20 protein-coding genes are annotated in these 18,644 nt (G+C 73.8%); 9 read left to right on the top strand and 11 right to left on the bottom strand.

Going from position 1 to position 18,644, the window contains the following annotated elements:
- The first annotated feature begins 343 nt into the window (after positions 1-343).
- The 4 genes from ACIG5E_RS25775 to ACIG5E_RS25760 all read left to right on the top strand — a co-directional run bounded on the left by ACIG5E_RS25775 (position 344) and on the right by ACIG5E_RS25760 (position 4,094).
- The gene (locus ACIG5E_RS25775; RefSeq protein WP_396537107.1) at positions 344-1,612 is read left to right on the top strand and encodes a beta-ketoacyl-[acyl-carrier-protein] synthase family protein; all 1,269 of its coding nucleotides are present in this window, start codon (positions 344-346) and stop codon (positions 1,610-1,612) included.
- Entirely contained in the window at positions 1,609-2,832 is a 1,224-nt protein-coding gene (locus ACIG5E_RS25770; RefSeq protein ID WP_396537105.1) for a ketosynthase chain-length factor, read from the top strand. Before ACIG5E_RS25775 ends, ACIG5E_RS25770 begins: the two co-directional genes overlap by 4 nt.
- A gap of 63 nt (positions 2,833-2,895) precedes the next feature.
- Positions 2,896-3,153 carry an acyl carrier protein gene (locus tag ACIG5E_RS25765; RefSeq protein ID WP_396537103.1) on the top strand — a complete coding sequence of 86 codons (258 nt, stop codon included), beginning with the start codon at positions 2,896-2,898 and terminating at the stop codon, positions 3,151-3,153.
- Complete coding sequence (locus ACIG5E_RS25760) at positions 3,150-4,094, top strand: aromatase/cyclase (RefSeq protein WP_396537101.1); 945 nt, start codon at positions 3,150-3,152, stop codon at positions 4,092-4,094. The genes ACIG5E_RS25765 and ACIG5E_RS25760 overlap by 4 nt, the downstream gene beginning before the upstream one ends.
- A gap of 69 nt (positions 4,095-4,163) precedes the next feature.
- Here ACIG5E_RS25760 and ACIG5E_RS25755 read toward each other — a convergent pair whose 3' ends face one another.
- Complete coding sequence (locus ACIG5E_RS25755; RefSeq protein ID WP_396537099.1) at positions 4,164-4,709, bottom strand: hypothetical protein; 546 nt, start codon at positions 4,707-4,709, stop codon at positions 4,164-4,166.
- 3 nt (positions 4,710-4,712) lie between these two features.
- Positions 4,713-5,564 (bottom strand): SAM-dependent methyltransferase, encoded by an 852-nt coding sequence (locus ACIG5E_RS25750; RefSeq protein WP_396537098.1) that lies wholly within the window; start codon positions 5,562-5,564, stop codon positions 4,713-4,715.
- Between the two features lie 201 nt (positions 5,565-5,765).
- Between ACIG5E_RS25750 and ACIG5E_RS25745 the strand changes: the two genes are divergently transcribed.
- Positions 5,766-6,710: a TIGR03619 family F420-dependent LLM class oxidoreductase gene (locus tag ACIG5E_RS25745; protein WP_396537096.1), complete on the top strand. Its 945-nt coding sequence runs from the start codon at positions 5,766-5,768 to the stop codon at positions 6,708-6,710.
- Between the two features lie 32 nt (positions 6,711-6,742).
- On the opposite strand, the gene ACIG5E_RS25740 is transcribed toward ACIG5E_RS25745, so the two are convergent.
- Both ACIG5E_RS25740 and ACIG5E_RS25735 read right to left on the bottom strand, forming a co-directional pair.
- Positions 6,743-7,177, bottom strand: coding sequence for a PPOX class F420-dependent oxidoreductase (locus tag ACIG5E_RS25740; protein ID WP_396537095.1), 435 nt, complete (start codon positions 7,175-7,177; stop codon positions 6,743-6,745).
- Entirely contained in the window at positions 7,177-7,890 is a 714-nt protein-coding gene (locus tag ACIG5E_RS25735) for a TetR family transcriptional regulator (RefSeq protein ID WP_396537094.1), read from the bottom strand. Before ACIG5E_RS25735 ends, ACIG5E_RS25740 begins: the two co-directional genes overlap by 1 nt.
- Before the next feature lie 109 nt (positions 7,891-7,999).
- Here ACIG5E_RS25735 and ACIG5E_RS25730 point away from each other — a divergent pair, with 109 nt between their 5' ends.
- Complete coding sequence (locus ACIG5E_RS25730; protein WP_396537092.1) at positions 8,000-9,481, top strand: MDR family MFS transporter; 1,482 nt, start codon at positions 8,000-8,002, stop codon at positions 9,479-9,481.
- Between the two features lie 7 nt (positions 9,482-9,488).
- On the opposite strand, the gene ACIG5E_RS25725 is transcribed toward ACIG5E_RS25730, so the two are convergent.
- Together ACIG5E_RS25725 and ACIG5E_RS25720 are read right to left on the bottom strand one after the other, a co-directional pair.
- On the bottom strand, positions 9,489-10,679 hold the full coding sequence (locus ACIG5E_RS25725) for an acyltransferase family protein (protein WP_396537090.1): 1,191 nt from the start codon (positions 10,677-10,679) through the stop codon (positions 9,489-9,491).
- A 12-nt stretch (positions 10,680-10,691) separates the two neighbouring features.
- Positions 10,692-11,567 (bottom strand): NmrA/HSCARG family protein, encoded by an 876-nt coding sequence (locus ACIG5E_RS25720; protein ID WP_396537088.1) that lies wholly within the window; start codon positions 11,565-11,567, stop codon positions 10,692-10,694.
- A 270-nt stretch (positions 11,568-11,837) separates the two neighbouring features.
- Here ACIG5E_RS25720 and ACIG5E_RS25715 point away from each other — a divergent pair, with 270 nt between their 5' ends.
- Both ACIG5E_RS25715 and ACIG5E_RS25710 read left to right on the top strand, forming a co-directional pair.
- The gene (locus ACIG5E_RS25715; protein WP_396537086.1) at positions 11,838-12,272 is read left to right on the top strand and encodes a DoxX family protein; all 435 of its coding nucleotides are present in this window, start codon (positions 11,838-11,840) and stop codon (positions 12,270-12,272) included.
- A 1-nt stretch (position 12,273) separates the two neighbouring features.
- Entirely contained in the window at positions 12,274-13,407 is a 1,134-nt protein-coding gene (locus ACIG5E_RS25710; protein ID WP_396537084.1) for an acyl-CoA dehydrogenase family protein, read from the top strand.
- An 81-nt stretch (positions 13,408-13,488) separates the two neighbouring features.
- Here ACIG5E_RS25710 and ACIG5E_RS25705 read toward each other — a convergent pair whose 3' ends face one another.
- From ACIG5E_RS25705 to ACIG5E_RS25690, 4 genes are all read right to left on the bottom strand, one after another.
- The gene (locus tag ACIG5E_RS25705) at positions 13,489-14,283 is read right to left on the bottom strand and encodes a DUF6081 family protein (RefSeq protein ID WP_396537082.1); all 795 of its coding nucleotides are present in this window, start codon (positions 14,281-14,283) and stop codon (positions 13,489-13,491) included.
- A gap of 61 nt (positions 14,284-14,344) precedes the next feature.
- Positions 14,345-15,379 carry an LLM class flavin-dependent oxidoreductase gene (locus tag ACIG5E_RS25700; protein WP_396537080.1) on the bottom strand — a complete coding sequence of 345 codons (1,035 nt, stop codon included), beginning with the start codon at positions 15,377-15,379 and terminating at the stop codon, positions 14,345-14,347.
- Positions 15,380-15,388: 9 nt separating this feature from the next.
- A complete protein-coding gene (locus ACIG5E_RS25695; protein ID WP_396537078.1) occupies positions 15,389-16,126 on the bottom strand; it encodes an SDR family NAD(P)-dependent oxidoreductase in 738 nt (245 codons plus the stop codon).
- Complete coding sequence (locus ACIG5E_RS25690) at positions 16,126-16,911, bottom strand: SDR family NAD(P)-dependent oxidoreductase (RefSeq protein ID WP_396537076.1); 786 nt, start codon at positions 16,909-16,911, stop codon at positions 16,126-16,128. The genes ACIG5E_RS25695 and ACIG5E_RS25690 overlap by 1 nt, the downstream gene beginning before the upstream one ends.
- A gap of 178 nt (positions 16,912-17,089) precedes the next feature.
- Between ACIG5E_RS25690 and ACIG5E_RS25685 the strand changes: the two genes are divergently transcribed.
- Positions 17,090-17,518 carry a nuclear transport factor 2 family protein gene (locus ACIG5E_RS25685; protein ID WP_396537074.1) on the top strand — a complete coding sequence of 143 codons (429 nt, stop codon included), beginning with the start codon at positions 17,090-17,092 and terminating at the stop codon, positions 17,516-17,518.
- 72 nt (positions 17,519-17,590) lie between these two features.
- Here the strand turns inward: ACIG5E_RS25685 and ACIG5E_RS25680 are convergent, their stop codons facing one another.
- Positions 17,591-18,400, bottom strand: coding sequence for a BTAD domain-containing putative transcriptional regulator (locus ACIG5E_RS25680; RefSeq protein ID WP_396537072.1), 810 nt, complete (start codon positions 18,398-18,400; stop codon positions 17,591-17,593).
- Positions 18,401-18,644 lie beyond the last annotated feature (244 nt).

The raw sequence follows: 18,644 nt of genomic DNA, 5'->3' as shown, positions 1-18,644 counted from the left end.
GGTTCAATCGCCGGGGCGGGCCGCCGGGCCGCGGGTCGAGGCCCTCGGCGAGGATCAACTCCTCGACACCGTAGAGGAATTCCGCCATCGCCCGGCGCGGGAGCACGGCCGGGTCGACGGTCATGGCCAGGCTCAGTGCCTCGGGGGGCAGGGCGTCCAGGGCGCCGGTTCCGCGGCCCGGCGGGGTGCGGCTCGTTCGCGCTCCTTCCGCAGTCGAGCAGGGCTCAAGCCCGCCGATCCAGCCTGCTGATGGCCTTCGGAGAGCTGCCCCGGAGGCCTGGGTCCGCACCGGACACGGTTGAGAGGAACGGACTGTGACGCGACGCAAGGACGGAGGACGCCGATGACCCGGCGTGTAGTGATCACCGGAATCGGGGTGCGCGCCCCGGGCGGCCCCGGCACGAAGGCGTTCTGGAACCTGCTGACCGAGGGGCGCACCGCCACCCGGACCATCTCGTTCTTCGACGCCTCGCCGTTCCGCTCGCAGATCGCCGGAGAGGTGGACTTCGACGCCGAGGCCGAAGGGTTCAGCCTCCGGGAGATCCGGCGGATGGACCGGGCCACCCAGTTCGCCGTCGCCTGCACCCGGGACGCGCTGGCCGACAGCGGCCTGGAGACCGACGCGCTCGACCCGCACCGGATCGGTGTCAGCCTGGGCAGCGCGGTCGCCTCCGCGACCAGCCTGGAGGCCGAGTACCTGGTGCTGTCCGACCGGGGCCGGGACTGGACGATGGACCCGGGCTACCTGTCGCCGCACATGGCGGACTACCTCAGCCCCGGCGTGATGCCCGCCGAGGTGGCGTGGGTGGCCGGTGCGGAGGGCCCGGTCGTGATGACCTCCGACGGCTGCACCTCGGGCCTGGACGCGGTCGGCTACGGCGTCCAGCTGATCCGCGAGGGCACGGTGGACACGGTCGTCGCGGGGGCGGCCGACACCCCGATCTCCCCGATCGTGGTCGCCAGCTTCGACGCGATCAAGGCCACCACCCCCCGCAACGACGACCCCGCGCACGCCTCCCGGCCGTTCGACGGCTCGCGCAACGGCTTCGTCCTCGCCGAGGGCGCGGCGATGTTCGTCCTGGAGGAGTACGAGGCCGCCCGCAGGCGCGGCGCGCACGTCTACGCCGAGATCGGCGGCTTCGCGACCCGCTGCAACGCCTACCACATGACCGGCCTCAAGACGGACGGCCGGGAGATGGCCGAGGCTGTCCGGGTGGCGCTCGACGAGAGCCGGCTGGACCCCACCGCCGTCGACTACGTCAACGCGCACGGCTCGGGCACCAAGCAGAACGACCGCCACGAGACCGCCGCGATCAAGCGCAGCCTCGGCGCGCACGCCTACGACGTGCCGGTCAGCTCGATCAAGTCGATGATCGGCCACTCGCTGGGCGCGATCGGCTCCATCGAGATCGCGGCCAGCGCCCTGGCCATCGAGCACAACGTCGTCCCGCCGACGGCCAACCTGCACACGCCCGACCCGGAGTGCGACCTGGACTACGTGCCGCTGACGGCCCGGTCCCGGCGGGTGGACGCGGTGCTGTCGGTCGGCAGCGGCTTCGGCGGCTTCCAGAGCGCCATGGTGCTGCACCGGCCGGAACGGGCGGGCCGATGAGCGCCCGGGCGGTGGTCACCGGGATGTCGGTGGTGGCGCCCAACGGCCTGGGTACGGAGGAGTACTGGAAGTCCGTGCTGACCGGCCGCAGCGGCATCGGCGAGTTGACCCGGTTCGACGTCTCGCGCTACCCGGCCCGGCTGGCCGGGCAGATCCTGGACTTCGCGGCCGAGGAGCACCTGCCCAGCCGGCTGCTGCCGCAGACCGACGTGTCGACCCGGTACGCGCTGGTGGCCGCCGACTGGGCGCTGGCCGACGCCGGGATCGAGCCGGGCACCCTGGCCGACTACGACATGGGCGTGGTGACGTCCACCGGGCAGGGCGGGTTCGAGTTCACCCACCGGGAGTTCCGCAAACTCTGGCACCAGGGACCGCAGTTCGTCAGCGTCTACGAGTCCTTCGCCTGGTTCTACGCGGTCAACACCGGGCAGATCTCGATCCGGCACGCCATGCGCGGCCCGAGCGCCGCCCTGGTCGCCGAGCAGGCGGGCGGACTGGACGCGGTCGGCCACGCCCGCCGCACGGTGCGCCGGGGCACCCCGCTGGTGCTCAGCGGGGGCGTGGACTCCGCCTTCGACCCGTGGGGCTGGCTCTCGCAGTTCGCCACCGGCCGGGTCACCACGGCGGACGACCCGGACGCCGCCTACCTGCCGTTCGACGCCGCCGCAAGCGGGCACGTGCCCGGCGAGGGCGGGGCCCTGCTGGTGGTCGAGGACGCCGAGTCCGCCCGGCGGCGCGGCGCGCAGCAGGTCTACGGCGAGATCGTCGGCTACGCCTCGACCTTCGATCCCCGGCCGGGCTCAGGCCGCCCCCCGGGGCTGCGGCGGGCCGCCGAACTCGCCTTGGCCGAGGCCGGTCTGACGCCCGCCGACATCGACGTGGTCTTCGCGGACGCGGCCGGGGTGCCGGAGCTGGACCGGGCCGAGGCGGCTGCGATCAGCGGCCTGTTCGGTCCGCGCGGGGTGCCGGTGACGGCGCCCAAGGCGCTCACCGGGCGGATGGCCGCGGGCGGCGGGCCGGCCGACCTGGTCGCCGCGCTGCTGTCGATCCGCCACGGGGTGATCCCGGCGACCGCCAACTCCGGCCGGGTGCCCGAGGAGTACGGCATCGACCTGGTCACCGGCGAGCCCCGCGCCGCGGAGGTCCGGGCCGCGCTGGTGCTGGCACGCGGGCGCTGGGGCTTCAACTCCGCCGTGGTGGCGACCGCCGCCGCGGGCTGACGGCCCAGGACGACTGAACGACTGAGACGACTGAACGACTGAAGACGACAGAGGAGACCAACCATGGCAGAGCTGGACATCGACGACGTCCGCCGGATCCTGGTCGCCTGCGCGGGCGCGCAGGACGGCATCGACCTGAGCGGCGACATCCTCGACACCTCGTTCGCGGATCTCGGCTACGACTCGCTCGCGCTGATGGAGAGCGCGGCCCGGATCGAGCGCGAGTACGGCGTCGAGCTGCCGGAGGACCGGATCGGCGACGTCGGCACCCCGCGGGACCTGATCGCCCTGGTCAACGCGGCCCCGTCGGCCGTCCGGTGAGCGCGGAGCGGCGGCTGCTGCGCACCGAGCACACCCGGGTCGTCCACGCCGCGCCCGAGACGCTCTACGACCTGGCCGGAGACGTCACGCTGTGGCCCGCCGTCTTCGGACCGAGCGTCCACGTGCACCACCTGGAGCGCGGCCCGGGCTTCGAGCGGTTCGAGTTGTGGGCGCTGGTCAACGGCGCGGTGAGCAGCTGGGTTTCGCGGCGCACGCTCGACCCGGACCGTCGCTCGATCACCTTCGAGCAGGAGCGGAGCCGGGCGCCGATCGCTTCGATGGGCGGCGAGTGGCTGTTCCGCGACCTTGGCGGCGGCCGGACGGAGGTGGTGCTGCGGCACCACTTCACCGCCGTCGAGGAGGACGCCGAGACCGTCGCCTGGATCACCGAGGCGCTGGACCGCAACAGCGCCGCGGAGCTGGCGGCGCTGGCCCGGGTCACCGAGACCGGGCACGCGCTGCGCGACCTGGTGTTCTCCTTCGTCGACACCCTGCCGCTCAGCGGCGGGGCGGAGGCGGCCTACCGCTTCGTGGACCGGGCCGACCAGTGGGCGGAGCGGCTGCCGCACGTGGCGCGCGTGGTGCTGGCCGAACCGGCGCCGGGCGTCCAGGAGCTGGAGATGGACACGGTGACCTCGGACGGCTCGGCGCACACCACCCGCTCGGTGCGGGTGTGCCGCGCGCCCGAGTGGATCGCGTACAAGCAACTCCTGCCCCCGGCACTGCTGTTCGGCCACAGTGGGCTGTGGACCTTCGGCACCGGGCCGGACGGGGCGGTGGCCACGGCACGGCACACGGTGGCGGTGGACCCGGGCGCCGTGGAGCGGGTCCTCGGGGCCGGCAGCACGGTGGCCGACGCCCGGGAGTACGTCCGGGAGGCGCTCGGCCGCAACAGCCTCACCACGCTCTCGCACGCGACGCGGCGGGTGGCGAGTTCCTGAGGTCCGGTGGGTACAGCCGAACGGGAGGGCGGACGACCGCCCTCCCGTTCCGCGTCGCCCGGCCGCTGCTCAGTCGATCAGGACCCGGGCGAGCACGGCCGACCGGTCGGGGTGACCGGTGACGACGCCGCTCATGCCCTTGACGGCCTGCTCCCAGTGGTAGCTCCAGCCCGGTGCGTCGAAGCCGGTGCCGCCCAGGGCGAACTCGACCGCGCCGCCGGGGCCGGCGGTCGCCGTCCAGCGCACCCCGGGGAGGGTGAACGGCTCGCCCGGGACGAGCGGCCCGGGGGCGTGGAGGGTCAGCTGCTCCCCGTCGGTGAGGGCCTCGGCCGGTACGGTCGCGCCGTCGGCGAGCAGCCGGTGCCGGGCGGCCAGGGCGCCGGCCGGCGGCCGGAAGGCGATCCGCAGGTTCCAGACGCGGCTGCTGAACTTGGGGCTGAACAGCAGGGGCTGGGGCCGTACGGTGACCTCGAAGGGCGCGCCTGCGGGTACCGCCGCCGGGGCGGTGACGTCGAAGCCGAGGGTGTACGGGATGGTGTGGGTGTCCCGGTCGGGTTCGGTGTAGATCTGGCAGCTGAGGGAGAGCGTCACCGAGGCCGTCAGGGTGGCCGCCATCGGTCAGGCCTCCCGCTCGGATATGACCAGGCCGCCGGCGCCCTTGCCGGTGCGCTCGCTGAGCGAGTCGCCGCGCCCGTAGCGCAGGTGGAGTTCGTCCATCGTCGGCGCGTCCAGGGTCCGCCAGCCGTGCCCGGCCAGCCAGCCGGGCGGGTCGGCCTGGGTCGAGCGCCACTGGGCGCCGATCGAGGACTGCATCCGCTGGAAGCCGCTGACGTCGCCCTTGTACGTGGTGGTGGGGTTGACGTGTTCGACGGCCAGGCGGCTGGTCGGTGCCGACAGCGCGCCGACCCGTTCGAGCAGCAGGTCGTTGTCGGCCTGGGTCAGGTAGGGCAGCAGGCCCTCGGCGAGCCAGGCGGTCGGGGCCTCGGGGTGGAACCCGGCGGCGGTGAGGGCCGCCGCCCAGTCCTCGCGCAGGTCGGCCGGGACGACGGTGCGGGTGCTGCCGGCCGGCGCGGCGACCTCGCCGAGCACCGCCTCCTTGAACTCCAGCACCTCGGGGAGGTCGAGCTCGAACACCGTCGTCCCGGCGGGCCAGTCCAGCCGCAGTGCCCGGGTGTCGAGGCCGGCCGCGAGCACGACCACCTGGGTGCGGCCGGCCCGGGCCGCGGCCAGCAGGTAGTCGTCGAACAGCGCGGTGCGCAGGGCGATGTAGCTGCCGAAGGCGCGCATGCTGCCGACCGATTCGGCGTCGACGGCCTCCACGAAGGTCCGGGCGTAGGGGTCGTCGAAGAGCCGGTCGTCGCGGAGGCTCTCCTGCGCGCGGGCGACCGCCACGCCGAGGGCGGTCAGGCCGACGCCCTGCGGGAGGCGGGGCCGGCCGGTGTCCGTGGGGTTCAGATCGAGCTCGCTCATCCTGTGGTTCCTCTCTCGCGGTGCGGCCCGGTGCCGTTGGCCCGTTTGTCCCAGGTGCCGCTCGACTTCCGCTGGACTGTTTTCCAGTGGCTCGGGCCAAGTACCGTGACTCCAGCAGAGTTTGAGTGATCGTCAAGTGATGCCGAGGGAACCTTGGCCGTGCACGTCGTGGCCAGGCCCCGCAGAAGGAGGTCGTTGTCGGTGACCGGTGTTCAGCAGCAGAGGGTGCGGTCGGCCGTCGTCCGCAGTCCGGGTACGGAGCGGCGGCTGAGGGTCGGCGGGGACCTGCCGTACTTCGACGATCCGGTCGAACTCCGGGACTACGTCCAGGCGTTCGAGGACCTCGGGTACGACCACCTCGGGTTCGGCGAGCACGTCATCTCGGCCCGGACGGACGACTGGCCCTCGGAGATCTCGCCGTGCGCGCCGTGGCACGAGTCCTTCGTCCAGGCCGCCTACCTGGCGGCGATCACCTCCCGGGTGGAGCTGACGGCCTCGGTGCTGCTCCCGCAGCGGCCGGTCGCGCTCGCCGCCAAGCAGGCGGCGGAGGTCGACTTGCTGAGCGGCGGGCGGTTGCGGCTGTCGGTGAGCGTGGGGTGGAACCGGGACGAGGTGCGGGCGCTGGGCGTGGACCCGGCGGTCCGCGGCCGGCTGATCGAGGAGCAGGTCGAGGTCATGCGGCGGCTCTGGGAGGAGCCGTTCGTCAACCACCGGGGCGAGTACCTGGAGTTGCACGAGGTCGCCCTCAACCCGCGGCCGCAGCGGCCGCTGCCGGTGTGGATGGGCGGCGGCTCCTTCGCCGACGGCGGGGTGCCGCAGCCGGCGGTGCTGGACCGGATGGCCCGACTGGCGGACGGGTTCCGGATGTTCGGCCCGCTGATGCGGGACACCGGCGCCGGGGTGAAGGTCGTGCAGCGGCTGCGCGAGCTGGTCGCCGGGTACGGCCGTGACGTGGACGCCTTCGGGATCGAGGCGCGCATCCCGCTCCAGCTCGTCCCCGAGCAGGAGTGGGCTCCGCGCCTCGCCGACTGGCGCGGCGCCGGGGCCACCCACGTCACGCTGTCGAACCGCCGGGGCGCGGGCGGCGTCCAGGCGGAGATCGCCCGGCTGGCCCGCTTCGCGGAGCTGACCCGCGAGACGTGGTGACGCGGTAGGCGCCGTCGGCCCCCCGGTGCGTGCTACCGGGGGGCCGACGGCACGTTGCGGGCGTCGACCCCGGGGGCGGCCGGGTCGAGGTTCCAGGCGATCACCCGGACGGGGTGGATGCGGATCAGCTCGCCGCTGAAGTACGGGTTCGGCGGCGTCTCGTCGTACCGGGTCTCGGCGCGGCCGCGGATCTCGATGCCCCGGCCGCGGAAGGGGGAGGTGGTGCTGCCCTCCGGCGCGTAGTCGTCCACGACGAAGGAGACCAGCGGGTTGGCCGCCACGTTGCGGAACTTCCGGCTGGCGGCGAGCTTCGGGCCGCCGATGTCGATGATGCCGGTGGCCGGGTCGACGGAGAAGCTGACCGGCCGGTTCTGCGGTTCGCCGGAGGGTCCGACGGTGGCCAGTCGGCCGTGTCCCTGCGAGGCCAGGTAGCGCAGTTCGATCTCGCTGAACGGATTGGTCGTCATCACGGCGTCCGATCGTCGGTTTCGGTGGTGGACCGGGTGGTTGCGGTGCGTCCGGCGCCGGCTTGCGCCTGGTCGCCGAGGCGGCGGATCAGCCGGCGCAGCTGCTCGCCGTAGTAGCGCTCGAACTCCGGGTCGTCCGGGGCGAGGCCGCTGACCTCCCGGGCGGTCTGCGGCAGCATCACGGGGGCCAGGATCATGCCCATGACGGCGAGTCGGACGAACCCCGGGTCGAGCTCGGCGGCGATCTCGCCGCGGGCCTGGGCCTGGCGCAGGTTGGCCAGGTCCTGGGCGAGGGTGGCGTCGTCGTGGACCTCGTCGGCGGCCGAGCCGTCGCCGGTCAGGCCGCGCCAGACCATCAGCCGGGCCGGCCTCGGGTCTTCGAGCCCCGCGTGGAGGTAGCGGGCGGCGACCTCCTCCAGGGGCAGGTCGGGATCGGCGAAGACCGCCTCGCTCTCCGTCCAGCTGCGCTGCAGCTCGCGGTAGAGCCCCTCCTTCCCCCCGAAGTAGTAGTTGATCAGCTGCTTGTTGACGCCCGCGTTGGTCGCGATGTCCTGGACGCGGGCACCGGCGAAGCCCTTCGTGGCGAACTCGTCGAGCGCGGCGCTCAGCAGGGCCTGTCGGGAGCGGTCGGCGTCCCGCTGCCGCTCCTCGGGGGTGGGGGACCGTCGGGGATGTCGCCGCTTGCTCTCCACGTCGGTCGATGGCTCGGTCATGGCGGCAGTCTACACCGACATCACCCCTATGTGTGACTGCATCATCTGGATAGACGAGATAGTCATCCAGTTGGTTGACAGAAGCGAACCGCTGGTTGAGACTGCTGCCGTGAAAGCATCCAAGAACGCCTCAGCGCCCGTGGTGGAGAATCCGGGACTGACCCCGGAGACCAAGCGGGTAGTCGTCGTCGTGCTGGTCGGCGCCGTCCTGGCCTTCCTCGACGCCACGATCGTCAACGTCGCCCTCAAGTCCCTCACGACCGAACTGGACGCGTCCCTCGACGCCGTCCAGTGGGTGGTCACCGCCTACCTGCTGGCCCAGGCCGCCGTCCTGCCGGTGACCGGCTGGGCCGCCCGCCGGGTGGGAGCCCGGCGCCTGTACATCGCCTCGCTGCTGCTCTTCACACTGGCCTCGATCGTCTGCGGCCTGGTCGACAACGTCGGCGCGCTGATCGCCGCCCGGGCCGTCCAGGGCATCGGCGGCGGCATGATGATCCCCGCCGGCCAGATGATCCTGGTGCGCACCGCCGGCCAGGCGGGCCTGGCCCGGGTCATGGGCGCGGTCGGCATCCCGATGGTGCTGACCCCGGTCGTCGGGCCCACCATCGGCGGCCTGCTGGTCGACCACGCGGGCTGGCAGTGGATCTTCCTGATCAACGCGCCGCTCGGAGCGGTCGGGCTGTTCCTGGCCGCCCGGCTGCTCCCGCCGGACCCGGCGGGGGAGGAGGCGGGGCCGCTCGACCTGCCCGGTCTGCTCCTGGTCGGCCTCGGCATGGTCGGGATCACCTACGGCCTGTCCGAAGCCGGGAGCGCGGGCCTGACCTCGGCCAAGGTCCTGGTCCCGCTGCTGGTCGGCCTGGCGCTCACCGGTGGGTTCGTGCTGCGCTCGCTGCGGGTGCCGCACCCGCTGCTGGACATGCGGCTCTACCGCAGCCAGTTGTTCAGCTCGGCCTCGTTCGTCACCTTCGTGTTCGGTGCGGCCACCTACGGCGGCATGATCCTGATGCCGCTCTTCTACCAGGTGGTCAAGCACGAGGACGCCTCGCACACCGGCCTGCTGCTCGCGCCGCAGGGCCTCGGCGCGGCGGTCGCGATGGGCATGTCCAGTCGGCTGTTCGAGAAGATCGGCAGTGTCACCTGCGTGATCGGCGCGGCGGTCAGCGTGGTGGCGACCCTGCCCTTCGTGCTGATCTCCGACGGCACGTCGTACTGGCTGCTCGGAGTGGCGATGGTGGTCCGCGGCCTCGGCATTGGACTGTCCGTGATGCCCGCGATGACCGCGGCCTTCCGCGCCATCGACCCGGCCAAGATCAACGACGCCACCCCGCAGCTCAACGTGATGCAGCGGATCGGCGGCTCGGTGGGCACCGCGGTGTTCGTGGTCGTGCTGCAGCAGCACCTCTCCGGTGAGACCCAGCCGGCCGCGCAGGCGAGTGCCTTCGGCGACACCTTCTGGTGGGTCTTCGGCGCGGCGGTGCTGGCCGTGCTGCCGACCCTGCTGATGGCGGCCGTCGAGCGCCGCCACCGGCAGGACCAGCCGCCCGGCGAACCCTCGTCCCGAGCACTCGTGGACGAGGGCGAGCCGGCCTGAACCACCGTCAGGCACGCTCCGGGGAAGGGGCCCCCGCCGTCTCCTGGCGCGCCGGACGGGGGGCCGCGGTCCCGGGCCTCCGGGCCCGGGACCAGCGGCGCATCATCGGCTGCTCGACCACCGTGTACAGCAGCCAGGCGGCCAGCAGACTGGCCGCCAGGAACGGCAGGCTCAGCGCCGCCGCCTCCACCGTCGACAGCTTCATCCCGATCCCGAGCGCCTTGGCGCCGTACGTGATCACCAGTTGGTGGACCATGTAGAGCGCGAACGACACCTCGCCGAGCCACACCGCCACCCGGCTGCTCAGGAAGGACCGACGGCCCGCCAGGTCGGCGGCCGCGCCGGCCGGGATGAGCAGCGCCAGCGGGACGACGGTCAGCGCGGCGGTGCCGAACTGCCCGGGGGCGTAGAGCGCCCCGGCGTACCCGGCCAGGAACAGCATCGCGGCGGGCAGCAGGCCGATCCGGGGCCACCGTCCGGCGAGCACGATCCGGGCCAGCAGCATGCCCAGGACGAACTCGAAGACCCGCATCACCGGGAAGAAGTACACGAACCACAGCTGGGTGACCGAGTAGTCCATCCGCGGCGAGATGTGCGGGCCGCCCGACAGCAGCAGTGCCGAGACGGCCGGCACGCACCACACCGCCAGCGCCGCGCCGCCCGCCCACCACCACAGCCGCCCGGCCCGGATCCGGCCGACCAGCGGCAGCAGCAGGGGGAACGACAGGTAGAACAGCGCCTCGCAGCACAGCGACCAGCTGACCTGGTTGATCCCGGTGAGCACGTCGAAGCGCGGGATCCAGGACTGCACCAGCAGCAGGTTCGGCACCAGCTGGCCGGCGGTGAAGGTCTCCCCGCAGACCAGCATCAGAGCGACCGCCGCCACCGCGGTCACCAGGTGGTTGGGGTAGATCTTGCAGAGCCGTCGGCGCCAGAAGGCCCGGGCGGGCTCACCCGGCCGGGCCGACCAGGTGAGCACGAAGCCGCTGAGCACGAAGAAGAACGACACGCCCGTCGACCCGGCGGCGCTCCACCAGAAGCCCGCTCCGGTGCCCGAGGTCCAACTGCTCGGCAGGAAGCGGAAGAAGGCGTGCGAGAAGAAGACCATCCCGGAGGCGAGGAACCGCATGCCGGTGAGGGTCGGCAGGTTCGCGCGTCGGGGCGCCGTCGTCGCGGCGCCGGGTGTCAGGGCGCTCATCTCCGCGCGGGCCTAGCTGTCCTGCGGCGCCCAGCCGCTGCGGCGCAGGAGCTCGGCGAAGGTCAGCAGACCCGGGTGGGCGGCGCGCAGCGCGGGGATGTCCGCCTTGTAGCCGATCTCGTTGAACCACTCGAAGGTCTTGGCCATCCAGACGTCCTTCTCGGCCAGCACCTCCAGCGGGATGGCCTCGTAGCGGGCCGGCCGGCCGGTGTGGGCGGCGAAGGCGGCCGCGATCTGCGGGCCGGTCAGGGCCTCGCCGGCGATCTCCAGGTTCCGGCCGACGAAGGCCGCCGGGTCCTCGAAGGCGTCGGCCACGAAGTAGCCGATGTCCTGGGAGGCGAGCACCTGGAGCCTGGTCTCCGGGTAGAGCCCGCGGCGGAACACCAGCGTGCCGTCGGCCTCCGGCTCCGGCGGCAGGTCCAGGAAGTTCTCCATGAAGTAGACCGGTCGCAGGAAGGTCGTGGGCACCTCCGCGGCGCGGATCGCCTGCTCCGCGCGGAGCTTGGTCTCCCGCCAGCCGACCCCGCCGGGCTTCTCGACCCCGCCGACCGAGCTGTGCACCAGGTGGGCGATGCCGGCCCGGGTGGCCTCCTCGGCGAACAGCTTCGCGTGCCGTTCCTCGCCGTCCAGGCCGTTGCCGTGGGTCGGGGTGAAGACGGTGAACAGGCCGTGCGCGCCCTCCAGCGCGGCCCGGACCGCGTCCCGGTCGTCGAACTCGCCCCGCACCAACACGGCGCCCTTGGCGGCCAGTTCGCGGGCGGCCGGCTTGTCCGGGTCCCGGACGAGGGCGTGCACCCCCCAGCCCCGGTCCAGCAGGTGCCGGGCGGCGCTGCCGCCCTGGCGTCCGGTCGCGCCCAGCACCAGAACCCACTTGTCGTCCGCTGCCACGTCCACTCCTTCGCTAGCCCGTCGTGACGGCCGCGGACGGCACGGGCGTGCCCCGCGGCTGGGGCCAGCATGGTCGGGGCGGCTCGAATCCGGCTTGAACCCGGCGGCCCCCCGCGGCCCGGCCCACCTGTGCCGGAACCGCCGTACGGGCACGGCGTCCACCCGCCCTCCAGCGGGGTTCGAGACGGCTGCCGGAGCCTGACGCGCAACAGTGAGGCGATCGACGAGCGCCGTGACGAGCACGATCGACGGGCGCGAGAAGGGCGACCTATGGCACACCTACCCCGGCTCATCAGCCGACTGTCCCGGCCGCTGCTGGCGACCAGCTTCATCGTCGGCGGCTACGGCGTGCTCCGCGCGCCCGGCCCGCTGCCCGAACTCGCCCGGCAGCGCGGGGTGCCGTACCCCGAGGCCGCCACCCGGGCGACCGCGGCGGGCATGATCGCGGGCGGACTGGCCCTCGGCACCGGGCTCGCGCCCGTGGTCGGCGGTGGGCTGCTGGTCGCCTGCCTGGTGCCGACCACGGTCGCGGTGCACGGGTTCTGGCGTCAGCCGGACCCGGTACGGCGCCGGGCCCAGCGCAACGAGTTCTTCAAGAACGTCAGCCTGCTCGGCGGACTGGTGATCGCGGCCGTGGAAGCCCGGTCGGCCGCGCCGGCATCGTCCGCCGCGCCGGCATCGTTCGCCACCCCGGAAGGAGCCTGAGATGGCCGACACCCGAGTGCCGCTCCCCGACGGCGCGCTGGGCCTCGCGCCGGTCGCCGCCAAACACGCGGCCGACGCGGACCAGCAGCGGCGGCTCCACCCCGACGTGGTGCAGGGCGTGGTCGCGGCCGGGTTCGCCCGGCACTTCGTGCCCGAGCGCTGGGGCGGCGAGGCCGGCGGCTTCGCCGACCTGCTGGCGGCGGTGGCGACCGTCGGGGAGGGCTGCACCTCCGCCGCCTGGGTCGCGGCGCTGACCGCCACCGTGCCCCGGATGGCCGCGCACCTGCCGATCGCCGGGCAGCAGGAGATCTGGGCGGACGGCCCGGACCCGATGCTGGTCGGCGCGCTGATGCCGCTGGGCCGCGCCGAACGAGCGCCCGGCGGCTGGCGGTTGACCGGAACGTGGTCCTTCGTGAGCGCCGTCGAGTTCGCCGACTGGGCGCTGGTCTGCGCCCGGACTCCGGGGGAGGACGGAGAGCCGGTGGCCCGCTACTTCGCCGTGCGGCGCGGGGAGTTCCGGGTGCAGGACACCTGGTTCACGGTCGGCATGCGCGGCACCGGCAGCAACACGCTGACGGTGGACGACGTGTTCGTGCCGGACCGGCGGGTGTGCACCCGCGCGGCGGTGCTCGACGGCGAGTGCCCCGGGAGCGTCGACGGCTGCACCCGGGTGCCGCTCAAGGCGGTCAACGGGCTGTCCTTCGCCGCCCCGGTGCTCGGCGCGACCCGCGCGCTGCTGTCCGGCTGGGCCGACTGGGTCGCGCCGAAGATCGCGGGCACCGGCGGCGGGGACCCGGCGCTCGCCGACAACGCCACCCGCCACCAGGTGCTGGCCCGGTCGGCGGCGGAGATCGACGCCGCGCAGCTGCTGCTGGAGCGCACCGCGCGGGTCGCCGACGAGAGGCCGGTGAGCGCGCTGCACGCCGTGCGCGGCGGGCGGGACTGCGCGGTGGCCGCGGAGCTGCTGCTGGCCGCCGCCGACCGGCTGTTCCGGGCGGCCGGCACCTCCGGACAGGTCGAGGGCAGCCCGTTCGCCCGGGCCTGGCGGGACGTCAACGTGGCGGTGGGGCACCTGGTGCTGCGGTTCGATCCGGCCGCGAGTGCGTACGCGCAGCGGGTGCTGGCGGAGCGGTAGCGGTCGCGGTGGCGGAAACGGCCGGGGCCGGGGGAACGGTGGTTCCCCCGGCCCCGGCGCGTTCGCGGGCAGCTGGTCGGGCTAGTCTTCGGCGGGGCGGCGGTGGACCTGTGCGCGCTGTACGGTCAGCCGCAGGCCGCCCACCGGCTCGTCGGCGAACATGCCGACGCCGAGGGCGAGTTGGGCGGGTCGGAGACTCTCCAGCGGGCCGTCCGTGGACCGGAGCGGACGGGCCGGGGCGGGCAGCGGACGGCCGAGGTCAGGCACGGTGAAGACCTCGGTGCCGTCCAGCCACCAGCGCGCCGAGCCGCGCCCGCCGTCGACCGTGACGGCGCAGCGGTGGAAGCGGCCCGGGACCCGGGTGGCGACCGGGACCTCGTACGTGAAGGACCCCGCGCCGGGGCGCGGGAGCCGCTCGTACAGGACCAGTACCCGGTCATTGGTGAGCAGGAAGTCCAGGACCAGGCCGGAGGCGAAGTCCACGCAGATCATGTTGGCCGAGGTGCCGGGTGCGCCGCCGTGGACCTCGGCGGACAGGTCCAGCCAGGCGGTCAGCACCTCGCCGTCGCGCAGGGTGAAGCCGGGCGCTCCGGCCTCGGTCGTGTGCTCGGCGAACGCCGCCCAGCGCAGGTGGTCGGCCGGGCCGGGCAGCGCCACCGCCGGGCGGGCGAAGACGGGCAGCCCGGTGGCCGGGTCGGTGGCGGTGGGCTCCACGACCAGCCCGCCGGGGGTGAGCCGGGCGCGGCCGTCCCCGGCGGGGAGGCCGCCTGCCGGGCGGGCCAGCCACCCGGACGGGAGGCCGTCGGGGGCGGGCCGGGGCGAGCGGAAGTCGTCGGCGAGCAGCACCTCGCCGGAGGTGTCCTGGGTGTTCGTCACCGCGGTGCTCCCTGTCTCGGTGCCGTTCCGGTCTCGGGTCGGGTCGGTGGTGGCGGGCCGGTCAGTCGCCGGCCCCGGAGCGGTCCAGCGCCTCGGCGGCGGCCCGCAGGATCCGCAGCCGTCCGTCGAGCGAGGTCGCGGCGGCCGACACCATCACGCCGAGCGTGGTGACGCCCGCCTCCGCGTACGCCCGCAGCCGGTCGGCGAGCCGGGGCACCGGGCCGCACAGCGAGGTGCGGTCGATGAAGTCCAGCGGCAGCGCGGCGCCCGCGCCCGTGCGGTCCCCGGCCGCCAACCGCTCCTGGAACAGCTTCACTTCGTGCTCGAAGCCCATCTCGCGGGCCATCCCGAGGTAGAAGTTGTGCGCCGGGTCGCCGATGCCGAGCAGGTAGACGTAGTGGGCGCGCAGGGCGTCGACGGCGGTCGGGAGGTCCTCCGCCACCGAGGTGGGCAGGCTCGGCAGCACGTCGAAGCCGGCCAGGTCGGCCCCCGCCCGCTCGCGGCCCGCGCGCAGTTCGGCGACGGCCTTGGCGACCGCCTCCGGTGAGGTGAACACCCCGATCCAGCCGTCCGCGATCTCCCCGGCCAGTCGCAGGTTCCGCGGGCCGACGGCGGCCAGGTAGACCGGCAGCCGGGGCGGCAGGGGCTGGGTCAGCAGGTGCAGCGGAGCGCCGTCGCGCCCCGCGGAGGGCAGCCGGAAGTGCTCGCCCCGGTAGGTGACCGGGCCGCCGGCCAGCGCCCGGCGCACGATCTCCACGTACTCGCGGGTGCGTTCCAGCGGATGGTCGAAGGGCACCCCGTACCAGCCCTCGGACACGTCGGGGTTGGACACTCCGAGCCCGAGCCGGAACCGGCCGTCGCTGAGCGCGTCCAGGGTCGCGGCGGTGAGCGCGGCCAGGCCCGGCGGGCGGGCCGGGATCTGCATCACCCCGGAGATCAGCCCGACCCGGTGGGTCCGGCCGGCCACCAGGCCCAGGACGCTGGGTGCGTCGGACCGGTAGCCCTCCGGGGCCAGTACCGACGCGTAGCCCAACCCCTCGGCGCAGGCGGCGAGTTCGCCGGCTCCTTGGTAGACCAGGTTTGCTGCCAGTCGCACGGTTGCTCCTCAGATCAGGTGGGCGCCGCCGTCCACGAGCAGCACCTGGCCGGTCGTGTACGCGGCCTCGGCCAGGTTCAGCACGGCCTCGGCGACGTCCTCGGGCAGGCCCGTCCGGCGCAGCGGCGTGCTCTCCCGGACCTTCGCCGCGATCGGCGCGAAGAAGTCCTTCCCGCTGGTCCACGGGGTCTCGATCAGCCCGGGCGCCACCGCGTTGACCCGGACCCGCGGGCCGACGGTGTTCGCCAGCAGCCGCGTCATGTGCTCGATCGCGGCCTTGCTGACCGCGTACGGGATCGAGCTGCCGGCCGGGCGGCTGCCGGCGACGGAGGAGATGTTGACGACCGCGCCGGCGCCGGTGTCCGTCAGGTGGGGCATCGCGGCGACCGTGGTCTGCCAGGTGCCGATCACGTTCAGGCCCAGGATGACGCGCCACAGCTCGGGGTCCGCGCCGGCCAGGTCGGCGTGCGGGACGGGCCGGGTGAACCCGGCGTTGTTCACCAGCAGGTCGAGCCGCCCGTAGTGCGCCACGGCGTCGGCGACCAGCCGCTGGGCCTCGGCCTCGACCGAGATGTCGGCCCGGACGTAGTGCGCGTCCGGCAGGCCGGCGGCGACCTTCTCGCCCTGCTCGACCGAACGGGCCGAGTTGACCACCACGCGGTACCCGGCATCGGCGAGGCGCCGGGCCACCGCCTCGCCGATGCCGGAGGAGGAGCCGGTGACCAGTGCCACCTTGACGGCGGCCATCAGTAGTTCCCCAGCCCGCCGCAGACGTTGAGCGCCTGCGCGGTCACGGCGGCCGCGTCGTCGCTCACCAGGTACTCGACCATCGCGGCGACCTCGCGGACCTCCACGTACCGGCCGAGCGGCACCCGGGTGGTGATCCGCTCGTGCACCTCCTGGGGGCCCACCTGCCAGATGGCGCCGTAGTGCTCGCGCACCCGCTCGGCCATCGGCGTCTCGACGAAGCCGGGGCAGACGGCGTTGACGGTGATCCCGGTGCGGGCCAGCTCCAGCCCGAGCGCCTTGGTGAAGCCGACCACGCCGTGCTTGGAGGCCGAGTACGGAGCGGCGTGCACCACGCCCTGCTTCCCGCCGGTGGACGCGATGTTGATGATCCGTCCACGCTCCTTGGCGAGCATGCCGCCGGTGTTGAGCACCGTCTTGGTCATCATGAAGACGCTGTTGAGGTTGGTGTTGATGACGTCGATCCACAGCTCGTCCGGGATCTCGGCGGTGGCGCCGCCGCCGCTGCGGCCGGCGTTGTTGACCAGGATGTCGACCGGGCCGAACCGGTCGACGGCGGCGCGGACGTAGGCGTGGATCTGCTCGGGCCGGGCGACGTCGCAGACGGTGCCGTCGACGTCGAGGCCCTGCTCGCGCAACTCCTTGACGGTGGTGTCGAGTTCGGCGGACCGGCGGGCGCAGATGAAGACGCTCGCGCCGAGCCGGGCGAGCCGGGTCGCGACCTCCAGGCCGATCCCGCTGGTCGCCCCGGTGACCAGCGCCACCGGCCGTGTTGCGTTCGTCATGCTGCCTCCACTGCGTCCGATCAGCCTGTGGGTTGCGTGCGGCAGTGAGCGTGCCGACCGGCGCTAGAGGCGGGCTGGACGGCGGCTGGAGGCGCCCGGCCGGGGTTCTCAAGCCCCCTTCGAGGCGGGGAGGGCACGGTGGGCGGGCATCCCGCCCCTCCTCCGCGAAGGACTGCCGATGACCGTCACCTCCGTACGCACCGAGCTCTACTCGCAGGTCCAGCACTTCTACGCGCACCAGATGCAGGCGCTGGACGGCGGCCGGTTCGAGGACTACGCCGCGACCTTCACCGAGGACGGCACGTTCCAGCATTCACCGGGGGCCGAGCCCGCCGTCGGCCGCGCCGGGATCGTCGCCGAACTGGTCCGCTTCCACGAGCGGTTCGCGGACGACCCGGTGCAGCGCCGGCACTGGTTCAACCACATCGCACTCGAAGAGCAGGCGGACGGCTCGATCCGCTCGACGGTGTACGCGCTGGTGGTGACCGTCCGGCCCGGTGGCGTGCCGGTGATCGCGCCGAGCTGCGTCGTGCACGACGTGCTGGAGGCGTCCGGGGACGGCGTCCTGCTGCGCTCGCGGCTGGTCACCCACGACCAGCTGAGCTGAGCACGGGCCCGGCCACGCCCCGACGGACCTCCGCCCCGCTGGACCACGTCCAGCGGGGCGGAGTGCTGCCGGTCAGGATGCCAGCCGGGCCGGCTCGGCCGGCTCGCGGGCCTCCAGCGCCGGATCACCGGCGAGCACGGCCTGGTGCAGCCGCTGCAGGCGGCCCGAAGGCTCCACGCCGAGCTCGTCGATCAGCGTCCGCCGCAGCGCCCGGAAGGCGTCCAGCGCCCGCCACGGGCTGCCCGAGCGGTACAGCGCCGTCATGAGCAGCGCGCAGAGGTTCTCGTTCATCGGGTGCTGCGCGACGAGCATGCGCAGCTCGCCGAGCAGCATCTGGTGGCGGCCGAGCAGGAGATCGGCCTCGATCCGCTTCTCCAGCACCTGCATCCGGGTCTCCTCCATGCCGAGGACCTCCGTCTCCAGCACCCGCCCGATCGGCACGTCCACCAGCGCGGGCCCCCGCCACAGCGCCAGTGCCCGGCCGAGTTGGACCGAGGCGACCCGCGGGTCGCCCCCGTCCAGCTCGGTGTTGCCCAGCGCGGCCAGCCGCTCGAACTCGGCCAGGTCGCAGCTGTCCGGGCGGACCGCGAGCTGGTAGCCGCCGAAGCAGGTGACCAGGACCTCCTTCGCCGACCGGTGGGCGGAGGCCGGCAGGGCCGCCGTGATCTTCCGGCGCAGCTGCAGGATGTACGTCTGCAGCGTGGTGGCCGCACTGCGCGGGATGTGGTGCCCCCAGACCTCCTCCATCAGCGTCGGCACGGGGACGATGCGGCCGGCGCGCAGCGCCAGCAGCGCCAGGACCTGCCGGGGCTTGCCGGCGCTCGGGACCATGGACCTGCCGTGCTCGCGGATGGAGAACTGACCCAGCACCTCGATATCCACGATGGGATCCCCCTTCAAGGTTGGTTTTCCGTCCTGCGGTTGAGCATGTCATCCGGGCGGGGGCGGGCCCAGTGACGCCGTCACGCATTCCGGTGTGATGACGTCATGCGGCATGTGCGGTCGTCATGGGTGGGGCCCGCCGGACCGGCCGCCTCCAGCGCCGGTCCACCGGCGGTCCAGCTCCGGTGAACAGCCTTTCGGTGGACCGGATCAGCGGACCGGAAGACTCGACCGAGTGGGACTG

This window comes from Kitasatospora sp. NPDC053057 (assembly GCF_044546945.1).
GTDB lineage: Bacteria > Actinomycetota > Actinomycetes > Streptomycetales > Streptomycetaceae > Kitasatospora.
Note: the sequence above shows the minus strand (reverse complement) of the source record. Positions and strands in the feature narration are given on the sequence as shown.